This window comes from Pseudonocardia sp. ICBG1034, from assembly GCF_020131375.1.
Taxonomy (GTDB): domain Bacteria; phylum Actinomycetota; class Actinomycetes; order Mycobacteriales; family Pseudonocardiaceae; genus Pseudonocardia; species Pseudonocardia alni.
Window position 1 is genome coordinate 275,495 of record NZ_JAHLEK010000023.1, and the last position, 19,439, is coordinate 294,933.

A 19,439-nucleotide genomic window follows, 5' to 3' on the forward strand; every position below is an offset into this window, starting at 1 on the left:
CCCCGCCCCGGGGCCCGGCCCACAGTGTCGTGGGTGGTGCGACGACGGTCAGCGTGTACGCCGGATCGTCACCCCTTCTGATGAGCGACGACGGGCGGGACCGCCGCGGGTCAGACGTTGAAGCGGAACTCGACCACGTCGCCGTCGTGCATGACGTAGTCCTTCCCCTCCATCCGCACCTTGCCCGCGGCCTTCGCGGCGTTCATCGACCCCGCGGCGACCAGGTCGTCGAAGGAGACGATCTCGGCCTTGATGAAGCCCCGCTCGAAGTCGGTGTGGATGACCCCGGCCGCCTGTGGCGCGGTGGCGCCCTGCGGGATCGTCCAGGCGCGCGACTCCTTGGGCCCGGCGGTCAGGTAGGTCTGCAGCCCGAGGGTGGAGAACCCGGCCCGGGCGAGCTGGGCCAGGCCAGGCTCGTCCTGCCCGATGGACTCCAGCAGCTCGGCGGCGGAGGAGTCGTCGAGCTCCAGCAGCTCGGCCTCAACCTTGGCGTCGAGGAACACCGCCTGGGCGGGGGCGACGAGCTCGGTGAGTTCCTTGCGCCGGGCGTCGTCGGTGAGGACGGCCTCGTCGGCGTTGAAGACGTAGAGGAACGGCTTCGTGGTGAGCAGGGTCAGCTCGCGGAGCAGCTCGGTGTCGGCCTTCGCCTGGAACAGCGTCCGGCCCTCGTTGAGGATCGCGACGGCGGCGTGCGCGGCGTCCAGGACCGGCTTGCGGTCCTTCTGGGTGCGGGCCTCCTTCTCCAGCCGCGGGATCGCCTTCTCCAGCGTCTGCAGGTCGGCCAGGACCAGCTCGGTCGCGATCGTCTCGATGTCGCTCGCGGCGTCGATGCGGCCGTCGACGTGCACCACGTCCGGGTCGTCGAAGACGCGCACGACCTGGCAGATCGCGTCGGACTCACGGATGTTCGCGAGGAACTTGTTGCCCAGGCCCGCGCCCTCGGACGCGCCCTTGACGATGCCGGCGATGTCGACGAAGGACACCGACGCCGGGATGATCTTCTCCGACGAGAAGATCTCGGCCAGCGTCCCCAGGCGCGCGTCGGGGAGCGGGACGACGCCGACGTTGGGCTCGATCGTCGCGAACGGGTAGTTCGCGGCGAGCACGTCGTTGCGGGTCAGCGCGTTGAACAGGGTCGACTTGCCGACGTTGGGCAGGCCGACGATGCCGAGGGTGAGGGACACGGACGACCAGGGTAGTCGGCCCTGCTCAGCCCGGTTCGAGCCGGTAGCCCGCGCCGCGCACGGTCGCGATCCAGCCGGCGCCGAGCTTGCGGCGCAGGTAGCGGACGTAGACGTCCACGACGTTGGACGACGCCCCCGACTCGGCGGGCCCCCACACCAGCCGGAGCAGCTGGTCGCGGGACAGCACCTGGCCCGGGTGACGCAGGAACGTCTCGGCCAGCGCGCACTCGCGGGCCGACAGCTCGACGGTGCGGCCGTGCACGGTCACGTGCCGGGTACGGGGGTCGAGCTCGAGCCCGTGGAAGGTCAGCACGTCCGGGTCCGGGACGGGGCGCGCGCGCTCCAGCCGCAGCCGGATCCGGGCCACCAGCTCCTCGAACCGGAACGGCTTGGCCATGTAGTCGTCGGCGCCGCCGGTCAGCCCGGCGACGGTGTCGTGCACGCTGTCGCGCGCGGTCAGGATGATCACCGGGACGGCGCTGCCCGCCGCCCGCAGCCGGCGCAGGACCTCGAAGCCGTCCATCCCGGGCAGCCCGATGTCGAGCACCAGCAGGTCGAACCCACCGGTCACGGCGTGGTCGTGCACACCGGCCCCGTCGGCGACGACCGTGACCTCGAACCCGGCCCCGACCAGGCCCTTCTTCACGAAGGACGCGATGCGCGGCTCGTCCTCGGCCACCAGGATCCGGCTGCTCACGTCTCGCTCCTCGGCAGGTCCAGCGTGAAGGTCGCCCCGTGCCCGGGTGTGCTCTCGAGCAGCACGCGGCCGCCGTGTGTCGTCGCGATGGCCTCGACGATGGACAGCCCGAGCCCGGCGCCGTCGGAGCGGGGCGCGTCGTCGCCGCGTGCGAAGCGCCGGAACACCCGGTGCCGGTCCTCCGGTGCGACGCCCGGTCCGGAGTCGGCCACCCAGATCCGCACCCGCCCGTCGACCGCCTCCGAGCCGAGCGCGATCCGGTCGCCGTCACCGGTGAACCGGGTCGCGTTGTCGGCCAGCGCGACGACGGCCTGGGTGATCCGCTGCGGGTCCAACCGGCACCGCACCGCGGCCACCGACTCCAGCCGCCAGTCCCGGTCGGCGAGGCCGGTCAGCTTCTCGAACAGCTCCCGGGTCAGCACGCCGACGTCGACGGTCTCGGTCCGCAGCAGCGACGGCTGCTCGGCCCGGGTCAGCGCGAGCATCTCCGACACCAGCCGGTTCATGCGCTCCAGCTCGTCGTCGACCAGGGCGACGGTCTCGGCGACGTCGTCGGGGTCGCGCGGGTCGAGCACCCCGAGGTGCCCCCGGACGATGGTGATCGGGGTGCGCAGCTCGTGCCCGGCGTCGTCGACGAACCGCCGCTGGGACACCATCCCGCTCTGCACCCGGTCGAGCATCGCGTTCAGCGTGGTGGCCAGATCGGCGATCTCGTCGCGGGCCCGTGCGCGCTGCGGCACCCGGCGCGACAGGTCCCGCCCGGTGATGGTGCGGGCCGTCGCGGCGACGTCGCGCAGCGGCCGCAGGATGCGCCCGGCCACCAGCCACGCCCCGACCGCGGACAGCAGCGCCGTCCCGAACCCGACCAGTCCCATCAGCCGCGCGGCCTCGTGGGCGAAGTCGTGCTCGCGCTCGGTGAAGTAGCCGATCACGATGACGCCGCGCTGCGGGTCGCCGGCGAGCCCGACCGGCAGTGCCGACCAGCGCACCTCGCCCGCCGAGCTGAGGTAGGAGCCGCGGGTGGGACGGCGGACGTCCGCGACCAGCGCGGCGAACGCCGGGTCCTCGCGCAGCAGCACCCGCGGGCTGGTCCGCCGGGACTCCCAGCGGAAGCGCCCGTCGAGGTAGCCGAGGAACTTCTCGTTCGGCCGCGCGACGTTGGCGGCGATCACCGACCGCAGGATCTCGTCGACCGAGGCGTACGGCTGGCCGGTCGTCGGGTTGACGCCGGTCTCGGTGACGCGGGCGAACTCGGCGATCTCGGAGTTCAGCGCGCCGTCGATCCGGCGGTCGGTCTCGTCGATCAGCAGCATCCAGGTCAGCAGCGTGACGACGCCCAGCGAGGCCAGCACGAGCAGCAGGACCCACCCGACGATGCGGGTGCGGGCCGCGGTCGCCCGCCCGGCACGACGGGGCCCGGGGCCGGTCTCGACGGCCTCGGTCGCGATGATCGCCTCCAGTTCGTCCGTGCCGACGACCATGATCCCGTACCCACCCCGGGGCCAGGACACGACACCCACCGCAAGAGATCACCGTCAGTCGCCGACGTTGCTCCGTTGGGCGTACGGCATACTCCGTCGCACGACGCACAGGTGACGTACAGCCATCGTCGACCCGCTCCCATCACCCGGGCGGCCGCGCACCACCTCCGTCCGGGCCGAGCTTCGACGACCGAGACCGAGGGGGACGTCGTGCGCCTGCCCGGAATGCACGCCCTGCTGACCGCGGGGGTCGCGGTCCTGACCACCGCCGGGACCGTGTCCGCGGTGTCGCTGACCGCGGCCGGCCGGGAGGAGCCCGCACCGCCCCCGGCACCGCCGGCCGCACCCGCCCCGCCGGCACCCGCTCCCCCGCCGCTCGTCCCGGCACCGGCACCGTCGGGCGCGGGCGCACCCGTCGCGCGCGACGACACCGGCGGCGCCACCCGGGAGCGGGAGACGGCCGCCCCCGAGCCGGTCGAGCCCGCCCCCGTCGCGACCCCGGCCCCGGCCGACCCGCCGCGCGCCACCCCGGAGCGGACCCGCGAGCGCCCGTCGGGGGTCCCCGACCGGGACGCCTCGCGCGAGGAGGAGGTCCGCTTCGCCTGCGAGCAGGGATGGGTGTCGGGCGCGCTCTGCCCGTAGACCGGACCCCGGACACCGGTGACCGATTCCCGCCAGTGACGACGGCCGCCCAGTGGCATCGTCGGTGCCGTGCTGCTCGACCACGACTCCTGCTACCGCGCCGTCGCCGCCAAGGACGCGCGGTTCGACGGCCAGTTCGTCACGGCCGTGCGTACCACCGGCATCTACTGCCGCCCGTCCTGCCCGGTGCCGCCTCCGCGCTCGCGCAACGTCGAGTTCCTGCGGACCGCGGCCGCCGCGCAGACCGCGGGCTACCGCGCCTGCCGGCGGTGCCTGCCCGACGCCGTCCCCGGCTCGCCGGAGTGGAACCTGCGCGCGGACGCCGCCGGGCGGGCCATGCGCCTGATCGCCGACGGCGTCGTCGAGCGCGACGGGGTCCCCGGGCTCGCGTCGCGGCTGGGCTACTCGCCCCGTCAGCTCGGCCGGATCCTCACCTCCGAGGTCGGCGCCGGGCCGCTGGCCCTGGCCCGCGCGCAGCGCGCGCACACCGCCCGCATCCTGGTCGAGACCACCCCGCTCGGGCTGGCCGACGTCGCGTTCGCCGCCGGGTTCGGCAGCGTCCGCCAGTTCAACGACACCGTCCGCACCGTCTACGGCGTCCCGCCCTCGCAGCTGCGCGCCGAGGCCGCCCGCCGGTCGCGGACCCGTGAGCCCGGCCCGCCGGGGGCGCTGGTCCTGCGCCTGCCCTACCGGTCCCCGTTCGACCCGCACGGCCTGCTCGACCACCTCGCGGCCCGCGCCGTCGACGGCGTCGAGGCCGTCACCGGCGGCACGTACCGGCGCACGCTGCGGCTGCCGCACGGACCGGCCGTCGTCGCGCTGGACCTGACCGCGCGGGCCGGGGCCGTGGTGGCGACGCTGCGGGCGTCCGACCCGCGGGACGTCGGGCCCGCGGTGTCCCGGCTGCGCCGGCTGCTCGACCTCGACGCCGACCCGCTCGCCGTCGACGCCGTGCTGGGCGCCGACGACGCTCTCGCCCCGCTGGTCGCCGCGACGCCCGGGATCCGCCTGGCGGGCACCGTCGACCCGGCCGAGACGGCGGTGCGCACGGTGCTGGGCCAGCAGGTGTCGGTCGCCGCCGCCCGTACCGCCGCGGCCCGCCTCGCGGCCGTGCACGGGACGCCGCTGCCCGCCGAGCTGCGCGACGACGACGGGCCGCACCTGCTGTTCCCCGGGCCGGCGACCCTCGCCGACGCCGACATCGCGGGGCCGGCGCGGCGGGCGTCGTCGCTGCGGGGGCTGTGTGCCGCGCTCGCCGACGGCACCCTCGCCCTCGACCCCGGGCGCGACCCGGACGGGCTGCGCGCCGAGCTGTGCGCGCTGCCCGGGATCGGTCCGTGGAGCGCCGGCTACCTGGCCATGCGCGTCCTGGGCGACCCCGACGAGCTGCTCGCCTCCGACCTCGCGGTGCGCCGCGGGGCCGAGGCGCTCGGACTGCCCGGCGACGAGGTGGCGCTGACCGCGCGCGCCCACGCCTGGGCCCCCTGGCGGTCCTACGCCGCCACCCATCTCTGGCGGGCCGCGACGGCCGCCGCCACCACCACTCCTCGGAGGAGCGCATGAGCACAGCGACCTGGTCCACACGGGACACCCCGGCCGGGCCGTTCACCGCCGTCGTCGACGACGACGGACACGTCCTCGCCTCCGGCTGGACCGCCTCGGTCGACGAGCTGCTCGCCCTGGTGCACCGCTCGCTGGCCCCGGCGACCGTGGTCGAGGGCGACCTCGGCGCGGTCGGCGAGGCGGTCGACCGCTACCACGGCGGCGACCTGTCGGTGATCGACGACGTGCCCGTCCGCCAGCGGTCCGGCCCCTACCGGGAGCTGGCGTGGGACGTGCTGCGGACCGTCCCCGCGGGGGCACCGGTCACCTACACCGGCTACGCCGAGAAGACCGGCCGTCCCGCGGCGGTGCGGGCCGCGGCGGGCGCCTGCGCGTCCAACGCGGCGGCGCTGTTCGTCCCGTGCCACCGGGTGCTGCGCACCGACGGGAGCCTGGGCGGGTTCCGCTACGGCCTGGCCGTGAAGCGGTGGCTGCTGGAGCACGAGGCGGTCTGAGACCGCCGCGGCGGCCGCGGATCGCGCACCGCGGCCGCCGCGTGTCCGGTGGTCCGGGGCGGCGCCCCGGGTCAGCGCTCGGTGACCGGGCCGACCTGGATGCCGGCGTCGACGCCGATCGGTCCCCGGGCCAGGAAGCCGCCCGGGACGTCACCGCCGGGACCGTGCAGCGAGAACTGCAGCTCGTTCGCCCGGGCGGGTCCGGCGGAGTCGCGGACCTGCACGTCGAACTGCACGGGCTCGCCCGGCCCGAACTCGACGGCGCGGGTCTGGTCGCCGTAGGGCACCGCGACCTCGGAGGCGCGCGGCGAGCCGTTCAGGCTGAACACCAGGTCCGACGGCGATCCGGACAGCAGGCACGGCGACGTGCCGGGGGCCGCGCTGAGCACGACCGTGTAGTGACGGTGTCCGGCGCTGCCCGGGGCCGGGTGGACGGTCGCCTGCTGGTTCGCCGGGCGGCAGGCACTGGGCGCCGGGTCCCCCGCCGGCGTCGCGGGTGCGGCCGAGGCGACCCCGGCCGGGACGAGCACGGCCGCGGCGGCGACCGCCAGGGCGGCGGTGGTCGTGGTGGCCGTACGGCCGATGGTGCGGGCGAGTCGGGTGGTCATCACAGGTACCTCTCTCACTCTCGCGGTGCGCCCGGGCCCCCCGGCCCGGACCGTCGGCCCCCCGGAGGTCCGACACCGGGGAAGACGTGTGCATCGCGAACCGGTTCGCCCGGCGTGGCATCCGCCTCGCCGGGGCAACCCGGCCGGCCGCCGGCCGTCCCCCCGTGCGTGCCCGTGCGAGACACCCGGCTCCGGACACGCCGCTGAGCTGCGGCGGCGCGGAACTGTCGGGGGTGCGGTGCACGCTGCGGGGGTGGACGTCCTCAGCCTGCTCCTCGGATCGCTGCTCGGTGCGGCGGTCGCCGCCGCCGTGGTCTGGTCGGTGGCCGCCGCCCGGTTCCGGGCCGAGGCGGCCGAGGCGGCCCGGGCCGCCGCGAACACCGCCGCCACCACCCGAGCCGATGCGGCGGGCCTGCGCGCCGAGCGCGCCGCGCTGCTCGAACGGGTCGAGGAGCTGCACGAGTCCCTCGACGACGCGACGGTCCGCGCCCGGCGGGCCGAGTCCGACGCGGCGGGAGCCACCGCCGCGCTGCGCGCCGAGCGGGAGGCCCGGGCCGGGGCCGAGGCCGCGACGGTGCGCCGCGAGGCCGAGCTGAAGGACTCCTTCGCCGCGCTGTCGCAGGACGCACTGGCCCGCAACAACGAGGCGTTCGTGGCGCTGGCGGAGAGCAGGCTCAAGGAGGCGACCGCCGCGCTCGCGGCGAAGGCCGACGGCGACCAGGCCGCCCGCGCGAAGGCCGTCGAGCAGCTGCTCGACCCGGTCTCGGCGGCACTGGGCCGGGTCGAGGGGCAGCTGCGGACGGTGGAGAAGGAGCGCGAGTCCGCCTACGCCGGGCTCCGCGAGCAGGTCAGGGCGATGGCGGCGAGCTCGGACAGGCTCGGCACCGAGACGAAGGCGCTGGTCAACGCGCTGCGGGCGCCGCAGGTGCGGGGCCGGTGGGGCGAGATGCAGCTGCAGCGGGTCGCGGAGATGGCCGGGATGCTCGAGCACTGCGACTTCTCCACCCAGGTGTCCGCCGCCGGGGAGGACGGCGGGGTCCGCCCGGACATGCTGGTCCGGCTCGCGGGCGGCAAGCAGGTCGTCGTCGACGCGAAGGTGCCGTTCGCGGCCTACCTGCAGGCGGTCGAGGCCTCGGACCCGGACGTGCACACCGAACGGCTCGCGGCGCACGCCCGGCAGCTGCGCACGCACGTGGACCAGCTCTCGGCCAAGGCCTACTGGGAGTCGTTCGAGCCGACACCGGAGTTCGTCGTGCTGTTCGTGCCGGGCGACCCGTTCCTGGAGGCGGCGCTGCGCTCGGACCCGGGGCTGCTGGAGTACGCCTTCGGCCGCAACGTCGTGCTCTCGACGCCGACCACCCTCGTCGCGCTGCTGCGCACCGTCGCCTACGGCTGGAAGCAGGAGGCCCTGGCCCGCAACGCCGCCCAGGTGCACCGGCTCGGGCGCGAGCTGCACGGGCGCCTCGCGACGATGGGCACGCACGTCGCGAAGCTCGGCCGCAGCCTGGACGCGGTGGTGGACAGCTACAACCGGACCGTCTCCTCGCTGGAGGCGCGGGTCCTGGTGAGCGCCCGGAAGTTCACCGAGCTGCAGGTGTCCGACACCGAGCTGGGGACGCCCGCGACGGTCGACCGGACCCCGCGTGGCGTCTCCGCGCCCGAGCTGGTCGCCTCCGCCGGGGACTCGCTGGTGTCCCTCGAGGACCTCGGGCGGCCCGACCACCACCGACCGGACGGCACCCGATCCGGCGGTGGCCGACCCGACGGCGCACATCCGGGCACGTTCGGCGACGGCGACACGGCACGCGACGAGGCGACCGGGACACCGTGGCGGGAGGGGTTAGGCTGACCGGGTGACCACGGCCCGATCGAGCTCGGCCCGCCGGCCCGGCCGGGGCCCAGCCCCCGCGCGCGGTGGCTGGCCGGTGCGTGAGCGGTCCCTGCTCCCCCCGGTCCTCGGTGTCCCGCCGCTCGCGGCCACCGGTCTGGCCGTCGGCACCACCGCCCTCGGCGTCCTGGTGGACCTGCTGCGGATCGGCACGGTCGGCCGGGTGTTCGAGGTCTGCTACCTGCTCGGCTGCGTGCTCGCGGTGTCCTGGGTCCGCCGGCGCGGGCTGTTCCTGCCGGCCGTACAGCCGCCGCTGCTGCTCGCCGTCGTCGTACCGCTGGTCGCGGTGCTGATCGGCGCCCCGTCCGGCGGCGGCACGGCGCAGAGCCTGCTCATGGCGGGCGCCCCGCTGATCAACGCGTTCCCGGCGATGGCGATGACCACGCTGGTCGTCCTGCTCGTCGCCGGTCTCCGCGTGCTGCGCCAGCGTCTCGGCCCGGACGACGCCGTCGGCCGGTTGCGGCAGCGACTGGGCCGCGACCCGGGCGGGTACGACCCCGACGGTCCCGGCGGACGGACCCGGGCACCGCGCGGCGCGGGCACCGCGACGACGACCGCGGCCCGCTCCCGCACCACCGGATCGGTCCGCACCGGGAGCACCGGTCGCACCGGGTCCACCGGGCGCACCGGGTCCACCGGCACCGGGGTCTCCCGCACCGGCTCCGCAGCGCGCTCCACCGGGACGGCGCGCTCCGGCTCCTCGCGCGCCGACACCTCCCGCTCCGAACCCTCCCGTGGGTCGACACGCGGCGCGACCGGCCGGACACGCCGCGACACCCGCTGACCGCCGCCCGGCGCACCCACGGTCGTCCGGACGCATCCGCCCAGGTGGACGGCCGGAACGTACCCCGCAGACCGCCCGGTGACGCCGGATCGGACAATGGGAGCAACCCACTGCCCTCCCGAGCGTCTTCCCATCGGGGGCACGGCGTGACCCCGCCGCTCCCCGACGCACGCCGGACCCACTGGAGAGCCATGTCGACCACCCGCAGCCCCCGCAGGACGCGACCCGCGATCGTCGTCGCGCTGGTCGCCGTGGCCGTCGCGCTGATCGGCGTCGGCACCGCGATCGCCGGGACCCCGGCCGCGCAGGCCTTCCGGGACCAGCCGCTCGTCGCGGGCACCCCGTGCACCGTCACGGCCCGCGCCTGCGTCGACCTCGACACCCAGCGTTCCTGGCTGTTCACCGACGGGAAGATCACCCACGGGCCCGTCCCGGTCGCCATCGGCGGCCCGGGCAAGGAGACCCCGGTCGGCCACTCCCTGCGGGTCTACCGCAAGGAGCAGCTGCACAAGAGCGGCGAGTACACGATGACCAACGGCGAGCCCGCCCCGATGCCGTGGGCGGTGTTCTTCCAGGACGGCGGCATCGCCTTCCACGAGGGCCGCACCGACACCCCGTCGGCGGGCTGCGTCCGGCTCACCCCGGAGAACGCGAAGCTCTGGTTCGACACCCTGCAGATCGGCGACCAGGTGCAGGTCGTGTCGGCGAAGCAGGTCCAGGCGGACCGGGCCGCGGGCTGATCCCCCGCCCCGTACACACGGGAGGCCCCGGACCGGCTCGGTCCGGGGCCTCCGTCGTGTGTGCCGCGGGTCAGTTCACCGGGGTCAGGCCCAGTGACCGGCCGCGCGGCGGGCGCAGCTCGCGGGGCAGCGAGAAGGTCAGCGTCTCCTCGGCGGTGTCGACCTCCTCGACCGAGCCGAAGCCGCGCTCGGCGAGGTACTCGACGACACCCTGCACCAGGATCTCCGGGACCGACGCACCGCTGGTGATCCCGACCGTCGTCACGCCGTCGAGCCAGGACTCGTCGATCTCGCGGGCGTAGTCGATCAGGTACGAGGCACCGGCCCCGGCGCCCAGCGCGACCTCGACCAGGCGCACCGAGTTCGACGAGTTCCGCGACCCGACGACCAGCACCAGGTCGCAGCGCGGCGCCATCGTCTTCACCGCTACCTGGCGGTTCTGCGTGGCGTAACAGATGTCGTCCGACGGCGGGTTCTGCAGCTTCGGGAACCGCTCGCGCAGCGCACGGACGGTGTCCATCGTCTCGTCGACGCTCAGCGTGGTCTGCGACAGCCACACGACCCGCTCCGGGTCGCGGACGGTCACGGGGTCGACGTCGGCGGCGGACTCGACGAGCTGGATGTGCTCGGGCGCCTCACCGGAGGTCCCCTCGACCTCCTCGTGCCCGGCGTGCCCGACGAGCAGGATGTCGTAGTCCTCGCGGGCGAACCGCTTCGCCTCCTGGTGGACCTTGGTCACCAGCGGGCAGGTCGCGTCGATGGTCTGCAGGTTCCGGCCCGCGGCCTCGTCGCGGACCGCGGGCGAGACGCCGTGCGCGGAGAACACCACGTGCGCGCCCTCCGGAACCTCCGACGCCTCGTCGACGAAGATCGCACCGCGCTCGCGCAGCGTCTCCACCACGTGCTTGTTGTGCACGATCTCCTTACGGACGTACACGGGGGCGCCGTACTGGTCGAGCGCCTGCTCCACCGCCTCGACGGCACGGTCGACGCCCGCGCAGTAGCCGCGGGGCTTGGCGAGCAGGACCTGCTTGGCAGAACCGGACATGGCCCCCAGGGTACGGACCGGCCCGGGAGCGGGCAGCCGTACGTGACCGGCCCGACCGGCTCCCGGCGCGCCCGGCGCGACAGGCGGCCGCGGATGAGGGGACAATGGCGTGCATGTCTCCGCTGCCGTTCCCCGTGCGGATCGCCGCCGGCCTCGTCGTGACCGCCGTCGAGCAGGCCCGAGAGCTGCCGCGGCACGCCGTCGAGCTGCCGGTGACCGCGGTCAGCCAGGCGCTGCAGGTGTCCATGCGGCTCCAGCAGCGGATCACCGAGCTGGCCATCAAGGGCGACCGCGCGCTGGGCACCCTGCGTCCCGCCGACGACATCCCGAGCTGGGCGACCTTCGACGACGACCTGGCCGACGGCGCCGACCTCTCGCTGCCCGACCCGGAGCCGATCGCCCCGCCGCTGCCGCCCGCCGCTCCCCCGGCCGGGCGCAACGGCACCGTGTCGTCGCTGCGGCCCGCCCGCACCGGCATCCCGATCGACCGGTCGCCCGCGTCGCCGCGTCCGGCGTCGGCGTCGAACCGGGCCGAGGCGAGTGCGACCGCGCCCGCCGCGCTGCCCGAGTACCCGACGATGACCGTGCCCCAGCTGCGCGGCAAGCTCCGCACGCTGAGCCTCGACGACCTCGCGGACCTCCTCGCCTGGGAGACCGCGCACGAGAACCGGCCGCCGTACGTCACGATGCTGACGAACCGGATCGCGACGGTGTCCGAGAACCGTTGAGCGCCACGACCTCCGAGGAGGACCCGTGGCCGGTCCGCACGGTCGCCCGCAAGATCGCCGAGTGGGTCGACCGGCTCGGCGCGGTGTGGGTCGAGGGCCAGCTCGCCCAGGTCAACGCCCGCTCCGGGACCGCCTTCCTGACCCTGCGTGACCCGGCCGCCGACATCTCCCTGCAGCTGACGGCGCCGTCGTCGCTGGTGCGCGACGCCGGCGGCGCCGTGACCGAGGGCAGCCGGGTGATCGTGCACGGCAAGCCGTCGTTCTACCTGGGGCGCGGCACGCTGTCGCTGCGCGTCGACCGGATCCGCGCGGTCGGGCTCGGCGAGCTGCTGGCCCGGATCGAGCGGTTGCGCAGGCTGCTCGCCGCCGAGGGGTTGTTCGACCCGGCCCTCAAGCGGCGCCCGCCGCTGCTCCCGCACACCATCGGCCTGGTCACCGGGCGCGACTCGGCGGCCGAGCACGACGTCGTCCGCAACGCGACCTCGCGCTGGCCCGCGGTGCGGTTCCGGATCGAGAACGTCGCGGTGCAGGGCGGGCTCGCCGTCGAGCAGGTCGTCGGCGCGCTGCGGGCCCTCGACCGGGACCCGGACGTCGAGGTCATCGTGCTCGCCCGCGGTGGCGGCAGCGTCGAGGACCTGCTGCCCTTCTCCGACGAGACGCTGTGCCGCGCCGTCGCCGCCTGCCGGACCCCGGTCGTGTCGGCCATCGGGCACGAGCCGGACACCCCGCTGGTCGACCACGTCGCCGACGTGCGCTGTTCCACCCCCACCGAGGCCGGACGCAGCCTGGTGCCCGACCTCGGCGAGGAGACCGCGCGGATCTCCGGGCTGCGCGACCGGGCCCGCCGCGCGCTGCACGGCTGGGTCGACCGGGAGCAGCACCGCCTCGACGACCTGCGGCGACGGCCGGTGCTGGCCGACCCGCTGCGCATGGTCACCTCCCGGGAGGGCGAGATCGCCGACGCCCGCGCCGCCGCCCACCGCGCGGTGCTGCGGCGGCTGGACCGGTCGTCGTCGGAGCTGGAGCACCTGGGTGCCCGGCTCGCCGCGCTCGGCCCGACCGCGACCCTGGCCCGCGGCTACGCGATCGTGCAGCTCGCCGACCGCACCGACGACGACGTGCCCCCGCTGCTGCGGTCGGTCGCCGACGCGCCCGCCGGCACCGGCCTGCGGATCCGGGTCGCCGACGGCGCCGTCGCCGCCACCGTGACCACCAGCGACCCGGAGACCTGATGAGCGACCGACCGGCAGTGGAGACCCTGGGCTACGAGAAGGCCCGCGACGAGCTCGTGGAGGTCGTGCGCGCGCTGGAGGTCGGCGGCCTCGGCCTGGACGAGTCCGTCGCACTGTGGGAGCGCGGCGAGGCCCTGGCCAAGCGCTGCGACGCCCAGCTCGCCGGCGCCCGCACCCGCATCGAGGAGAAGCTGGCCGAGGCGGAACGCGACCCCGACTCCTGACGCCGTCCCGCCGGCACACGGTCGGGATACCGGCGCCGGCAGGCCACCCGCCGCGACGACCGCGGCCCCGTCCGTCGAGCCGGGCGACGATCCGGGACCCGGCACGCCGGGCCACGTCGTGTGCCCCGGCGGCTGCGCGCCCGCACCCACCCCTGGACATCGTCCCCGGCCCTGCCTCCGTCAAAACGGAACGCTACCGTTTCGTTCCATTGGACACCGGCGGTGGCGATGAAGTTCCTCTTCGACGACGAGTCCTTCTCCTTCGAGGCGCTGCGCGCGGCCGGCTACGCGGCCTACGCCGGCGCCGACCTCGGCGAGGTCCTGGTGACCTGCCGGGACATCCCGGAGGGCGACCACGACGCCTGGTCGACGCGATGGGCCGCGACCGCGGCGCGGGTCGAGCTCATCGGTCGCGACGCGCAGGCGGCCGGTCACCGGGTGAGCGCCCGGGAGGCCCTGCTGCGTGCGTCGAACTACTACCGGACCGCTGACTTCTACCGGCGCGAGAACCCCGCACAGGACACGGAGTCCGCCCGGCTCGCCACCTCGTCGCAGCAGACGTTCGCCGACGCGGTCACCCTCTTCGACACCCCGGTCCGGGCCGTCGAGATCCCCTACGAGGACGTGTCGCTGCCGGGCTACCTGTTCCTGGTCGACGACTCCGGGGCCCGCCGGCCCACCGTGCTCTTCCACGGCGGCTACGACTCCACCCGCCGCCGCGACCCCCGGCGGACTGGACGCCCTGATGGCCCGGGACACGGGTGCCCGCTGGGCCGTGCTCAACGGGCTGTGGACCTTCGGCGTACGCGACTTCGACGAGCTCCTCGACGCGGCCGGGCCCTACACGATGAACGGGGTCACCGGGCTCATCACGTGCCCGACGCTGGTGCTGGAGGCGGAGAACGACCAGTTTTCTTCCGGGGACAGCCGCAACGCGTGTACGACGAGCTCACCTCGGTCAAGGAGCTGATCGTGTTCCGCGAGGACGAGGGAGGCGGGGAGCACTGCCACGAGGGGGCGCTCTTGCTGTTCCACCAGCGCACGTTCGACTGGCTCGACACCGTTCTCGGCCGCTGAGGCAGGTCGCGACCGTCCGGAGCCGGGTTCGCCCCGCGCGTCCCGCCGGTGCCGCGTCAGCGTCACCGAGACGGATCAGGATCCTGCGGGCGCGACCGGAGGTGCCGCCACGAGGGCGTCGGCGAGGGTGCGGAACTGCGCGTCCGACGCGGAGCCCGTCACCAGGACGCGGACCTCCGGCCGTCCGGGCAGCGTCGCGATCCGGAAGGGCTCGCCGCCCTCGGCGCCGTAGACCTCCCAGGTCAGGCCGCCCGCCTGCACGGTGCCGCGCATCGTCGGCGGGCCGTCGCCGCGTCCCGCGGAACCGGACTCGGTGGCGAGGACACCCTCGACCGAGCCGTCGGTCTGGACCAGGCTCAGGAAGTCCGCGTCGGGGGTGACGAAGCCGATGCGCACGGCGGTGCCGCCGCCCTCCACCGGGCCGCGGTCGGTGGAGTTGACCCGGAACGGGACGTCCGGCAGCCGCAGCGGGAAGGCCGAGCCACGGGCGTACTCGGCGATCCGGGCCGGGGCGTCGACGGTGGGGGCCGACGCGGCGTCCTCGGCCGGGGCGCCGGGCGAGAACGAGCAGGACCCGCCGACCGAGAAGATCAGCAGGGCGACCGGGACGAGGATCAGGCAGGCCCAGATCAGGTCGCGCACCGACGTGTCGCCACGGCCGGGCTTGTGCATCGCCTGCGGACCCGCCTCGGGGATCCGGCGGGTCACCGGCGGCGGCTGCGGCCTCCCGGACCGGGCCGCACCCTCGGGCGCGGCGGCCGGGTCCGCAGCCGGAGCCGGGTCCGGGCCGGTGTCACCGGCCGTGGCCCGTTCGGCGGCCCCGGCGGTACCGGAGGTGTCGGCCGGGTCCGGGACAGCCGGGGGCCCGGCGGGCTCCGAGGAGTCCGGCGACGGCGTTCCCGGGTCAGGTCGTGCGCTCACGTGTCCATCGTCCCAGGCATGGCGTCGGTCGCTCATCGCTGCTCCCCCGACGTCGGGCGTGCGAGGATCGCCGGGCGCCTCCCCGTACGCCCGTGGGAACCCGGACGAGGGGACGTCGCCGACGAGCACGCCGCCCGTGAATGGAGACGTATCCGTGAGCCAGCCCGCCAGCCCCGCCATCCCCCGCCGTCGTGAGGCGCCCGACCGCAACCTGGCGATGGAGCTGGTCCGGGTCACCGAGGCCGCCGCGATGGCCGCGGGCCGCTGGGTCGGCAAGGGCGACAAGAACGGCGGGGACGGTGCCGCCGTCGACGCCATGCGCCAGCTCATCTCCTCGGTGTCGATGCGCGGCGTCGTCGTCATCGGCGAGGGTGAGAAGGACGAGGCCCCGATGCTGTTCAACGGCGAGGAGGTCGGGAACGGCGAGGGCCCGTTCTGCGACGTCGCCGTCGACCCCATCGACGGCACCACGCTGATGGCCAAGGGCATGCCCAACGCCCTCGCGGTGCTCGCCGTCGCCGAGCGGGACGCCATGTTCGACCCGTCCGCCGTCTTCTACATGGAGAAGATCGCGGTCGGGCCGGAGGCCGCGGACGCCATCGACATCACCGCACCGGTCGCGGAGAACATCCGCCGGGTCGCGCGGGCCAAGGAGATCGACGTCGCCGACGTCACCGTCTGCGTGCTCGACCGCCCCCGTCACGAGCAGATCGTCACCGAGATCCGCGCGGCCGGTGCCCGCATCGCCTTCATCTCCGACGGCGACGTCGCCGGTGCCATCGCCGCCGCGCGTCCCACCTCGGGCGTGGACATGCTCTACGGCGTCGGCGGCACCCCGGAGGGGATCATCACCGCGGCCGCGCTGAAGTGCATGGGCGGCGAGATCCAGGGCCGGCTGTGGCCCAAGGACGACGCCGAGCGCGAGAAGGCCCTCGCCGCGGGCCACGACCTCGACAAGGTCCTGACCACCGCCGAGCTCGTGCGCGGCGAGAACGTCTTCTTCTGCGCCACCGGCATCACCGACGGCCCCCTGCTGCGCGGCGTCCACTACCGGGGTGGCGGGGCGACCACCCAGTCGATCGTGATGCGGTCCAAGTCCGGCACCGTCCGGCTGATCGACGGCTACCACCGTCTCACCAAGCTGCGCGAGTTCTCCTCCGTCGACTTCGACGGCGTCGAGGGCGAGGCCCCGCCGCTGCCGTGAGGTTAGGCTCACTTAACACTGCGGGACGGGTCGCGGAGGAGTAGACCTCAGCCCATGAGCGAGGACTTCCGCATCGAGCACGACACCATGGGCGAGGTCCGGGTCCCCGCCGACGCGCTGTGGCGGGCCCAGACCCAGCGCGCGGTGGAGAACTTCCCGATCTCCGGCCGCGGCCTGGAGCGCGCCCAGATCCGCGCACTCGGCCTGGTCAAGGCGGCCGCGGCCCGGGTGAACGGCGAGCTGGGCGTACTGGACGACGACCGGGCCCGCGCGATCGCCGCGGCCGCCGACGAGGTGGCCGCGGGCGGGCACGACGACCACTTCCCGGTCGACGTCTTCCAGACGGGCTCGGGCACGTCGTCGAACATGAACGCCAACGAGGTGATCGCCTCGCTGGCCGCCCGGGCCGGCACCGACGTGCACCCGAACGACCACGTCAACGCCTCGCAGTCGTCGAACGACGTCTTCCCGACGACCATCCACCTCGCCGCCACCGAGGCGCTGGCGACCGAGGTCGTCCCGGCGCTGCAGCACCTCGAGGCCGCGCTGCGCCGCCGTGCGGCGGACTGGTCGCAGGTCGTGAAGGCCGGCCGCACCCACCTCATGGACGCCGTCCCGATCACCCTCGGCCAGGAGGCCGGCGGCTGGGCCAGCCAGGCCGGCTACGGCGCCGACCGCGTCCGCGACGCGCTCCCCCGCCTCGCCGTCCTGCCGATCGGCGGGACCGCGGTCGGCACCGGGCTGAACGCCCCGGACGGGTTCGGCGCCGCCGTGGTCGCGAAGCTGCGCGAGGCGACCGGACTGGAGCAGCTCACCGAGGCCACCGACCACATCGAGGCCCAGGGCTCCCGCGACGGCCTGGTCGAGGCCTCCGGCGCGCTGCGCACCGTCGCCGTGTCGCTCTACAAGATCGCCAACGATCTGCGCTGGCTGTCGTCCGGGCCGCGCACCGGGCTGGCCGAGATCCACCTGCCGGACCTGCAGCCGGGCAGCTCGATCATGCCGGGCAAGGTCAACCCGGTGATCTGCGAGGCCACGATGATGGTCTGCGCGCAGGTCATGGGCAACGACGCGACGGTGGGGTTCTCCGGCAGCCAGGGCAACCTGGAGCTGAACGTGATGATGCCGGTGATGGCGCGCAACGTCCTGGAGTCCGCCCGGCTGATCGCGAACGCCGCGCGGCTGCTCGCCGACAAGGTCGTCGACGGCATGGAGGCCGACCTCGAGCGCACCCGCGAGTACGCCGAGTCGTCCCCGTCGATCGTCACCCCGCTGAACTCGAGGATCGGCTACGAGGAGGCGGCGGCCGTCGCGAAGCAGGCACTGAAGGAGCGGAAGACGATCCGCGAGGTCGTGATCGAGCGCGGCCACGTGGCGAACGGGACGCTCACCGAGGACGAGCTGGACCGTGCCCTGGACGTGCTGGCGATGACCCGCGGCGAGAAGCGCTCCTGATCCCGGCTGCGCCCGGTCACCGGCCGGGCGCACCAGGTCAGTCCATCCGCTGTTCACCTCCGCGTCCCCGTTCGGTCCACATCGATGTGACACCGTGTGTATGTCAGTCGATCACTGTCACCCGAACGGACCTCTCCGATGCCCGACCAGCGCTTCGCGTACGTCCCTGTGCACGATCTGCGCTCCGGTCGCTGCACCGGGGTCGAGGTCGTGCCGCGCCAGCACCACGACACGGTGGCCGTCGCGGCCCGCGACCGCGGCTGGGACGCCCGCCGGATCGCCGAGCTCGACGCGGGCACCGCGGTCTCCGCGGTCGCGTCCGCCCGGTCCTGGGGTGCCGCCGTCCCGGTGCAGGTCGACGTCGCCGCGGACACCGTCCTCCACGCCCGCGGACGGCTGCGCGGCATGCTCGGCGACGCCACCGACCCGGTCGCCCCGCTGCTGGAGGTGGGACCGCCGATCGCCGCCGCGGCGCCGGCCGAGCACCTCGTCCCGGCGCTGGCCGAGCTGCGGCGGTGGGGCTTCCGGATCGGGCTCGACGGGGCCGGGCGCGCGTTCGGTCCCGAGGTGGTGGCCGCCGTCCGGCCGGACGTGGTGAAGCTCGAGCCGGACCTCTGCGACGGGGTGCTCGACACGGGGACCGGCGCCGCCGTCCGCGCCGTGGTCGAGGTGTCCCGCGCGGTCGGGGCGCCGGTCGCCGCGACCGGGGTCCGCGACGCGGCCCGGCTGACGGGGCTGTTCGCGATCGGGATCGCGTTCGCCCAGGGCCCGTTGCTGGGTGGGACGCGCGCCGCGCCCGAGGCCGACCCGGCGACCCGCGCGGAGCTGCTCGGCCTGCTGAGCGCGATGCCACAGCCCGTCGCCGGCCGGACCGCCGCCGTCCGTCCCGTCCCGGGGCGTCCCGGGCCCGGCCACCCGGCGCCGGAGCGCCGCGGGACCCCGGAGCCGGCCGCCACCCCGGTGCCCGTCCCCGCCGGCCCCCCGGTGCGCGGGCTCGCCGTGCCGGCCGTGACCCTGCCCGACGACGCCGTCGGCGACACCGCACGCGAGGCGTTGCGCGCCCGTCCCGACTCGGCCGGGATCGTCCTGGTCGACCGGGCGCACCGGCCGGTCGGCTACCTCGACCGCAGCCGCGTCCTGCTCCAGCTGGCCGGCCGGTTCGGGCACGCGCTGTGGGCCGAGAAGCCGGCGGCCGAGCTGGCGGACCCGCCGCGGACCGTCGACGAGCGGACCCCGCTGCACCGCGCGATGGAGATCGGCCTGTCCGGCGACCCGGCCCGCGGCTACGACGACCTGGTCGTCGTGGCCCCGGACGGCACCTGCCGCGGGGTCGTCCCGGTCGCCGAGCTGTGGCGCCGCGCGATCCTGCCGCCCGCCGCGTCCGGCCCGCGCCCCGTCCCGGTTCCGCAGGCCGCGCGCACCGCCTGATCCGACGACGCGCGGACTGTCAGGGGTCGCTGCTTCACTGA

Annotated in this window: 19 protein-coding genes; 13 read left to right on the forward strand and 6 right to left on the reverse strand. The window is 75.3% G+C overall.

The genetic code is table 11. The annotated features are described in order from the left end of the window. Positions 1-110: 110 nt before the first annotated feature. From ychF to KPF22_RS25540, 3 genes are read right to left on the reverse strand one after another with little or no spacing between them, the layout of a single operon-like run. A complete protein-coding gene (ychF, locus tag KPF22_RS25530; RefSeq protein ID WP_208826888.1) occupies positions 111-1,184 on the reverse strand; it encodes a redox-regulated ATPase YchF in 1,074 nt (357 codons plus the stop codon). 25 nt (positions 1,185-1,209) lie between these two features. Then, on the reverse strand, positions 1,210-1,881 hold the full coding sequence (locus KPF22_RS25535; protein ID WP_208826886.1) for a response regulator transcription factor: 672 nt from the start codon (positions 1,879-1,881) through the stop codon (positions 1,210-1,212). Then, complete coding sequence (locus KPF22_RS25540; protein ID WP_224403496.1) at positions 1,878-3,392, reverse strand: cell wall metabolism sensor histidine kinase WalK; 1,515 nt, start codon at positions 3,390-3,392, stop codon at positions 1,878-1,880. The genes KPF22_RS25535 and KPF22_RS25540 overlap by 4 nt, the downstream gene beginning before the upstream one ends. A 180-nt stretch (positions 3,393-3,572) precedes the next feature. On the opposite strand from KPF22_RS25540, the gene KPF22_RS25545 reads away from it, so the two are divergent. The 3 genes from KPF22_RS25545 (at position 3,573) to KPF22_RS25555 (ending at position 6,061) form a co-directional block, all read left to right on the forward strand. Then, positions 3,573-4,004, forward strand: a complete 432-nt coding sequence (locus KPF22_RS25545) for a hypothetical protein (RefSeq protein ID WP_224403497.1) — start codon at positions 3,573-3,575, stop codon at positions 4,002-4,004. Between the two features lie 69 nt (positions 4,005-4,073). Further along, positions 4,074-5,567: an AlkA N-terminal domain-containing protein gene (locus KPF22_RS25550; RefSeq protein ID WP_224403498.1), complete on the forward strand. Its 1,494-nt coding sequence runs from the start codon at positions 4,074-4,076 to the stop codon at positions 5,565-5,567. Beyond that, a complete protein-coding gene (locus KPF22_RS25555; protein WP_208818839.1) occupies positions 5,564-6,061 on the forward strand; it encodes a methylated-DNA--[protein]-cysteine S-methyltransferase in 498 nt (165 codons plus the stop codon). Before KPF22_RS25550 ends, KPF22_RS25555 begins: the two co-directional genes overlap by 4 nt. Positions 6,062-6,132: 71 nt before the next feature. On the opposite strand, the gene KPF22_RS25560 is transcribed toward KPF22_RS25555, so the two are convergent. Next, positions 6,133-6,669 (reverse strand): hypothetical protein, encoded by a 537-nt coding sequence (locus tag KPF22_RS25560; protein WP_224403499.1) that lies wholly within the window; start codon positions 6,667-6,669, stop codon positions 6,133-6,135. Positions 6,670-6,922: 253 nt separating this feature from the next. Between KPF22_RS25560 and KPF22_RS25565 the strand changes: the two genes are divergently transcribed. From KPF22_RS25565 to KPF22_RS25575, 3 genes are all read left to right on the forward strand, one after another. Next, positions 6,923-8,518, forward strand: a complete 1,596-nt coding sequence (locus KPF22_RS25565; protein ID WP_224403500.1) for a DNA recombination protein RmuC — start codon at positions 6,923-6,925, stop codon at positions 8,516-8,518. 76 nt (positions 8,519-8,594) lie between these two features. Further along, a complete protein-coding gene (locus tag KPF22_RS25570; RefSeq protein WP_224403501.1) occupies positions 8,595-9,341 on the forward strand; it encodes a DUF6542 domain-containing protein in 747 nt (248 codons plus the stop codon). 191 nt (positions 9,342-9,532) lie between these two features. Beyond that, positions 9,533-10,081 (forward strand): L,D-transpeptidase, encoded by a 549-nt coding sequence (locus KPF22_RS25575; protein ID WP_208818835.1) that lies wholly within the window; start codon positions 9,533-9,535, stop codon positions 10,079-10,081. A 70-nt stretch (positions 10,082-10,151) separates the two neighbouring features. Here the strand turns inward: KPF22_RS25575 and KPF22_RS25580 are convergent, their stop codons facing one another. Continuing rightward, positions 10,152-11,129, reverse strand: coding sequence for a 4-hydroxy-3-methylbut-2-enyl diphosphate reductase (locus tag KPF22_RS25580; protein WP_224403502.1), 978 nt, complete (start codon positions 11,127-11,129; stop codon positions 10,152-10,154). Between the two features lie 113 nt (positions 11,130-11,242). On the opposite strand from KPF22_RS25580, the gene KPF22_RS25585 reads away from it, so the two are divergent. From KPF22_RS25585 to KPF22_RS25600, 4 genes are all read left to right on the forward strand, one after another. Then, positions 11,243-11,857 carry a lipid droplet-associated protein gene (locus tag KPF22_RS25585; protein WP_208818833.1) on the forward strand — a complete coding sequence of 205 codons (615 nt, stop codon included), beginning with the start codon at positions 11,243-11,245 and terminating at the stop codon, positions 11,855-11,857. Further along, positions 11,854-13,089, forward strand: coding sequence for an exodeoxyribonuclease VII large subunit (gene xseA, locus KPF22_RS25590; protein WP_224403503.1), 1,236 nt, complete (start codon positions 11,854-11,856; stop codon positions 13,087-13,089). The genes KPF22_RS25585 and xseA overlap by 4 nt, the downstream gene beginning before the upstream one ends. After that, positions 13,089-13,313, forward strand: coding sequence for an exodeoxyribonuclease VII small subunit (locus tag KPF22_RS25595; protein ID WP_178374371.1), 225 nt, complete (start codon positions 13,089-13,091; stop codon positions 13,311-13,313). Before xseA ends, KPF22_RS25595 begins: the two co-directional genes overlap by 1 nt. Positions 13,314-13,541: 228 nt before the next feature. Further along, positions 13,542-14,390, forward strand: a complete 849-nt coding sequence (locus KPF22_RS25600; protein WP_224403504.1) for an alpha/beta hydrolase — start codon at positions 13,542-13,544, stop codon at positions 14,388-14,390. Positions 14,391-14,465: 75 nt separating this feature from the next. Here the strand turns inward: KPF22_RS25600 and KPF22_RS25605 are convergent, their stop codons facing one another. Next, the gene (locus tag KPF22_RS25605) at positions 14,466-15,311 is read right to left on the reverse strand and encodes a DUF4245 domain-containing protein (protein ID WP_224403505.1); all 846 of its coding nucleotides are present in this window, start codon (positions 15,309-15,311) and stop codon (positions 14,466-14,468) included. A 217-nt stretch (positions 15,312-15,528) separates the two neighbouring features. On the opposite strand from KPF22_RS25605, the gene glpX reads away from it, so the two are divergent. From glpX to KPF22_RS25620, 3 genes are all read left to right on the forward strand, one after another. After that, entirely contained in the window at positions 15,529-16,515 is a 987-nt protein-coding gene (glpX, locus tag KPF22_RS25610; RefSeq protein ID WP_178374467.1) for a class II fructose-bisphosphatase, read from the forward strand. 54 nt (positions 16,516-16,569) lie between these two features. Continuing rightward, positions 16,570-17,970 (forward strand): class II fumarate hydratase, encoded by a 1,401-nt coding sequence (locus KPF22_RS25615; RefSeq protein ID WP_208818830.1) that lies wholly within the window; start codon positions 16,570-16,572, stop codon positions 17,968-17,970. Between the two features lie 138 nt (positions 17,971-18,108). Continuing rightward, the gene (locus KPF22_RS25620) at positions 18,109-19,398 is read left to right on the forward strand and encodes an EAL domain-containing protein (protein WP_224403506.1); all 1,290 of its coding nucleotides are present in this window, start codon (positions 18,109-18,111) and stop codon (positions 19,396-19,398) included. Positions 19,399-19,439: the final 41 nt, after the last annotated feature.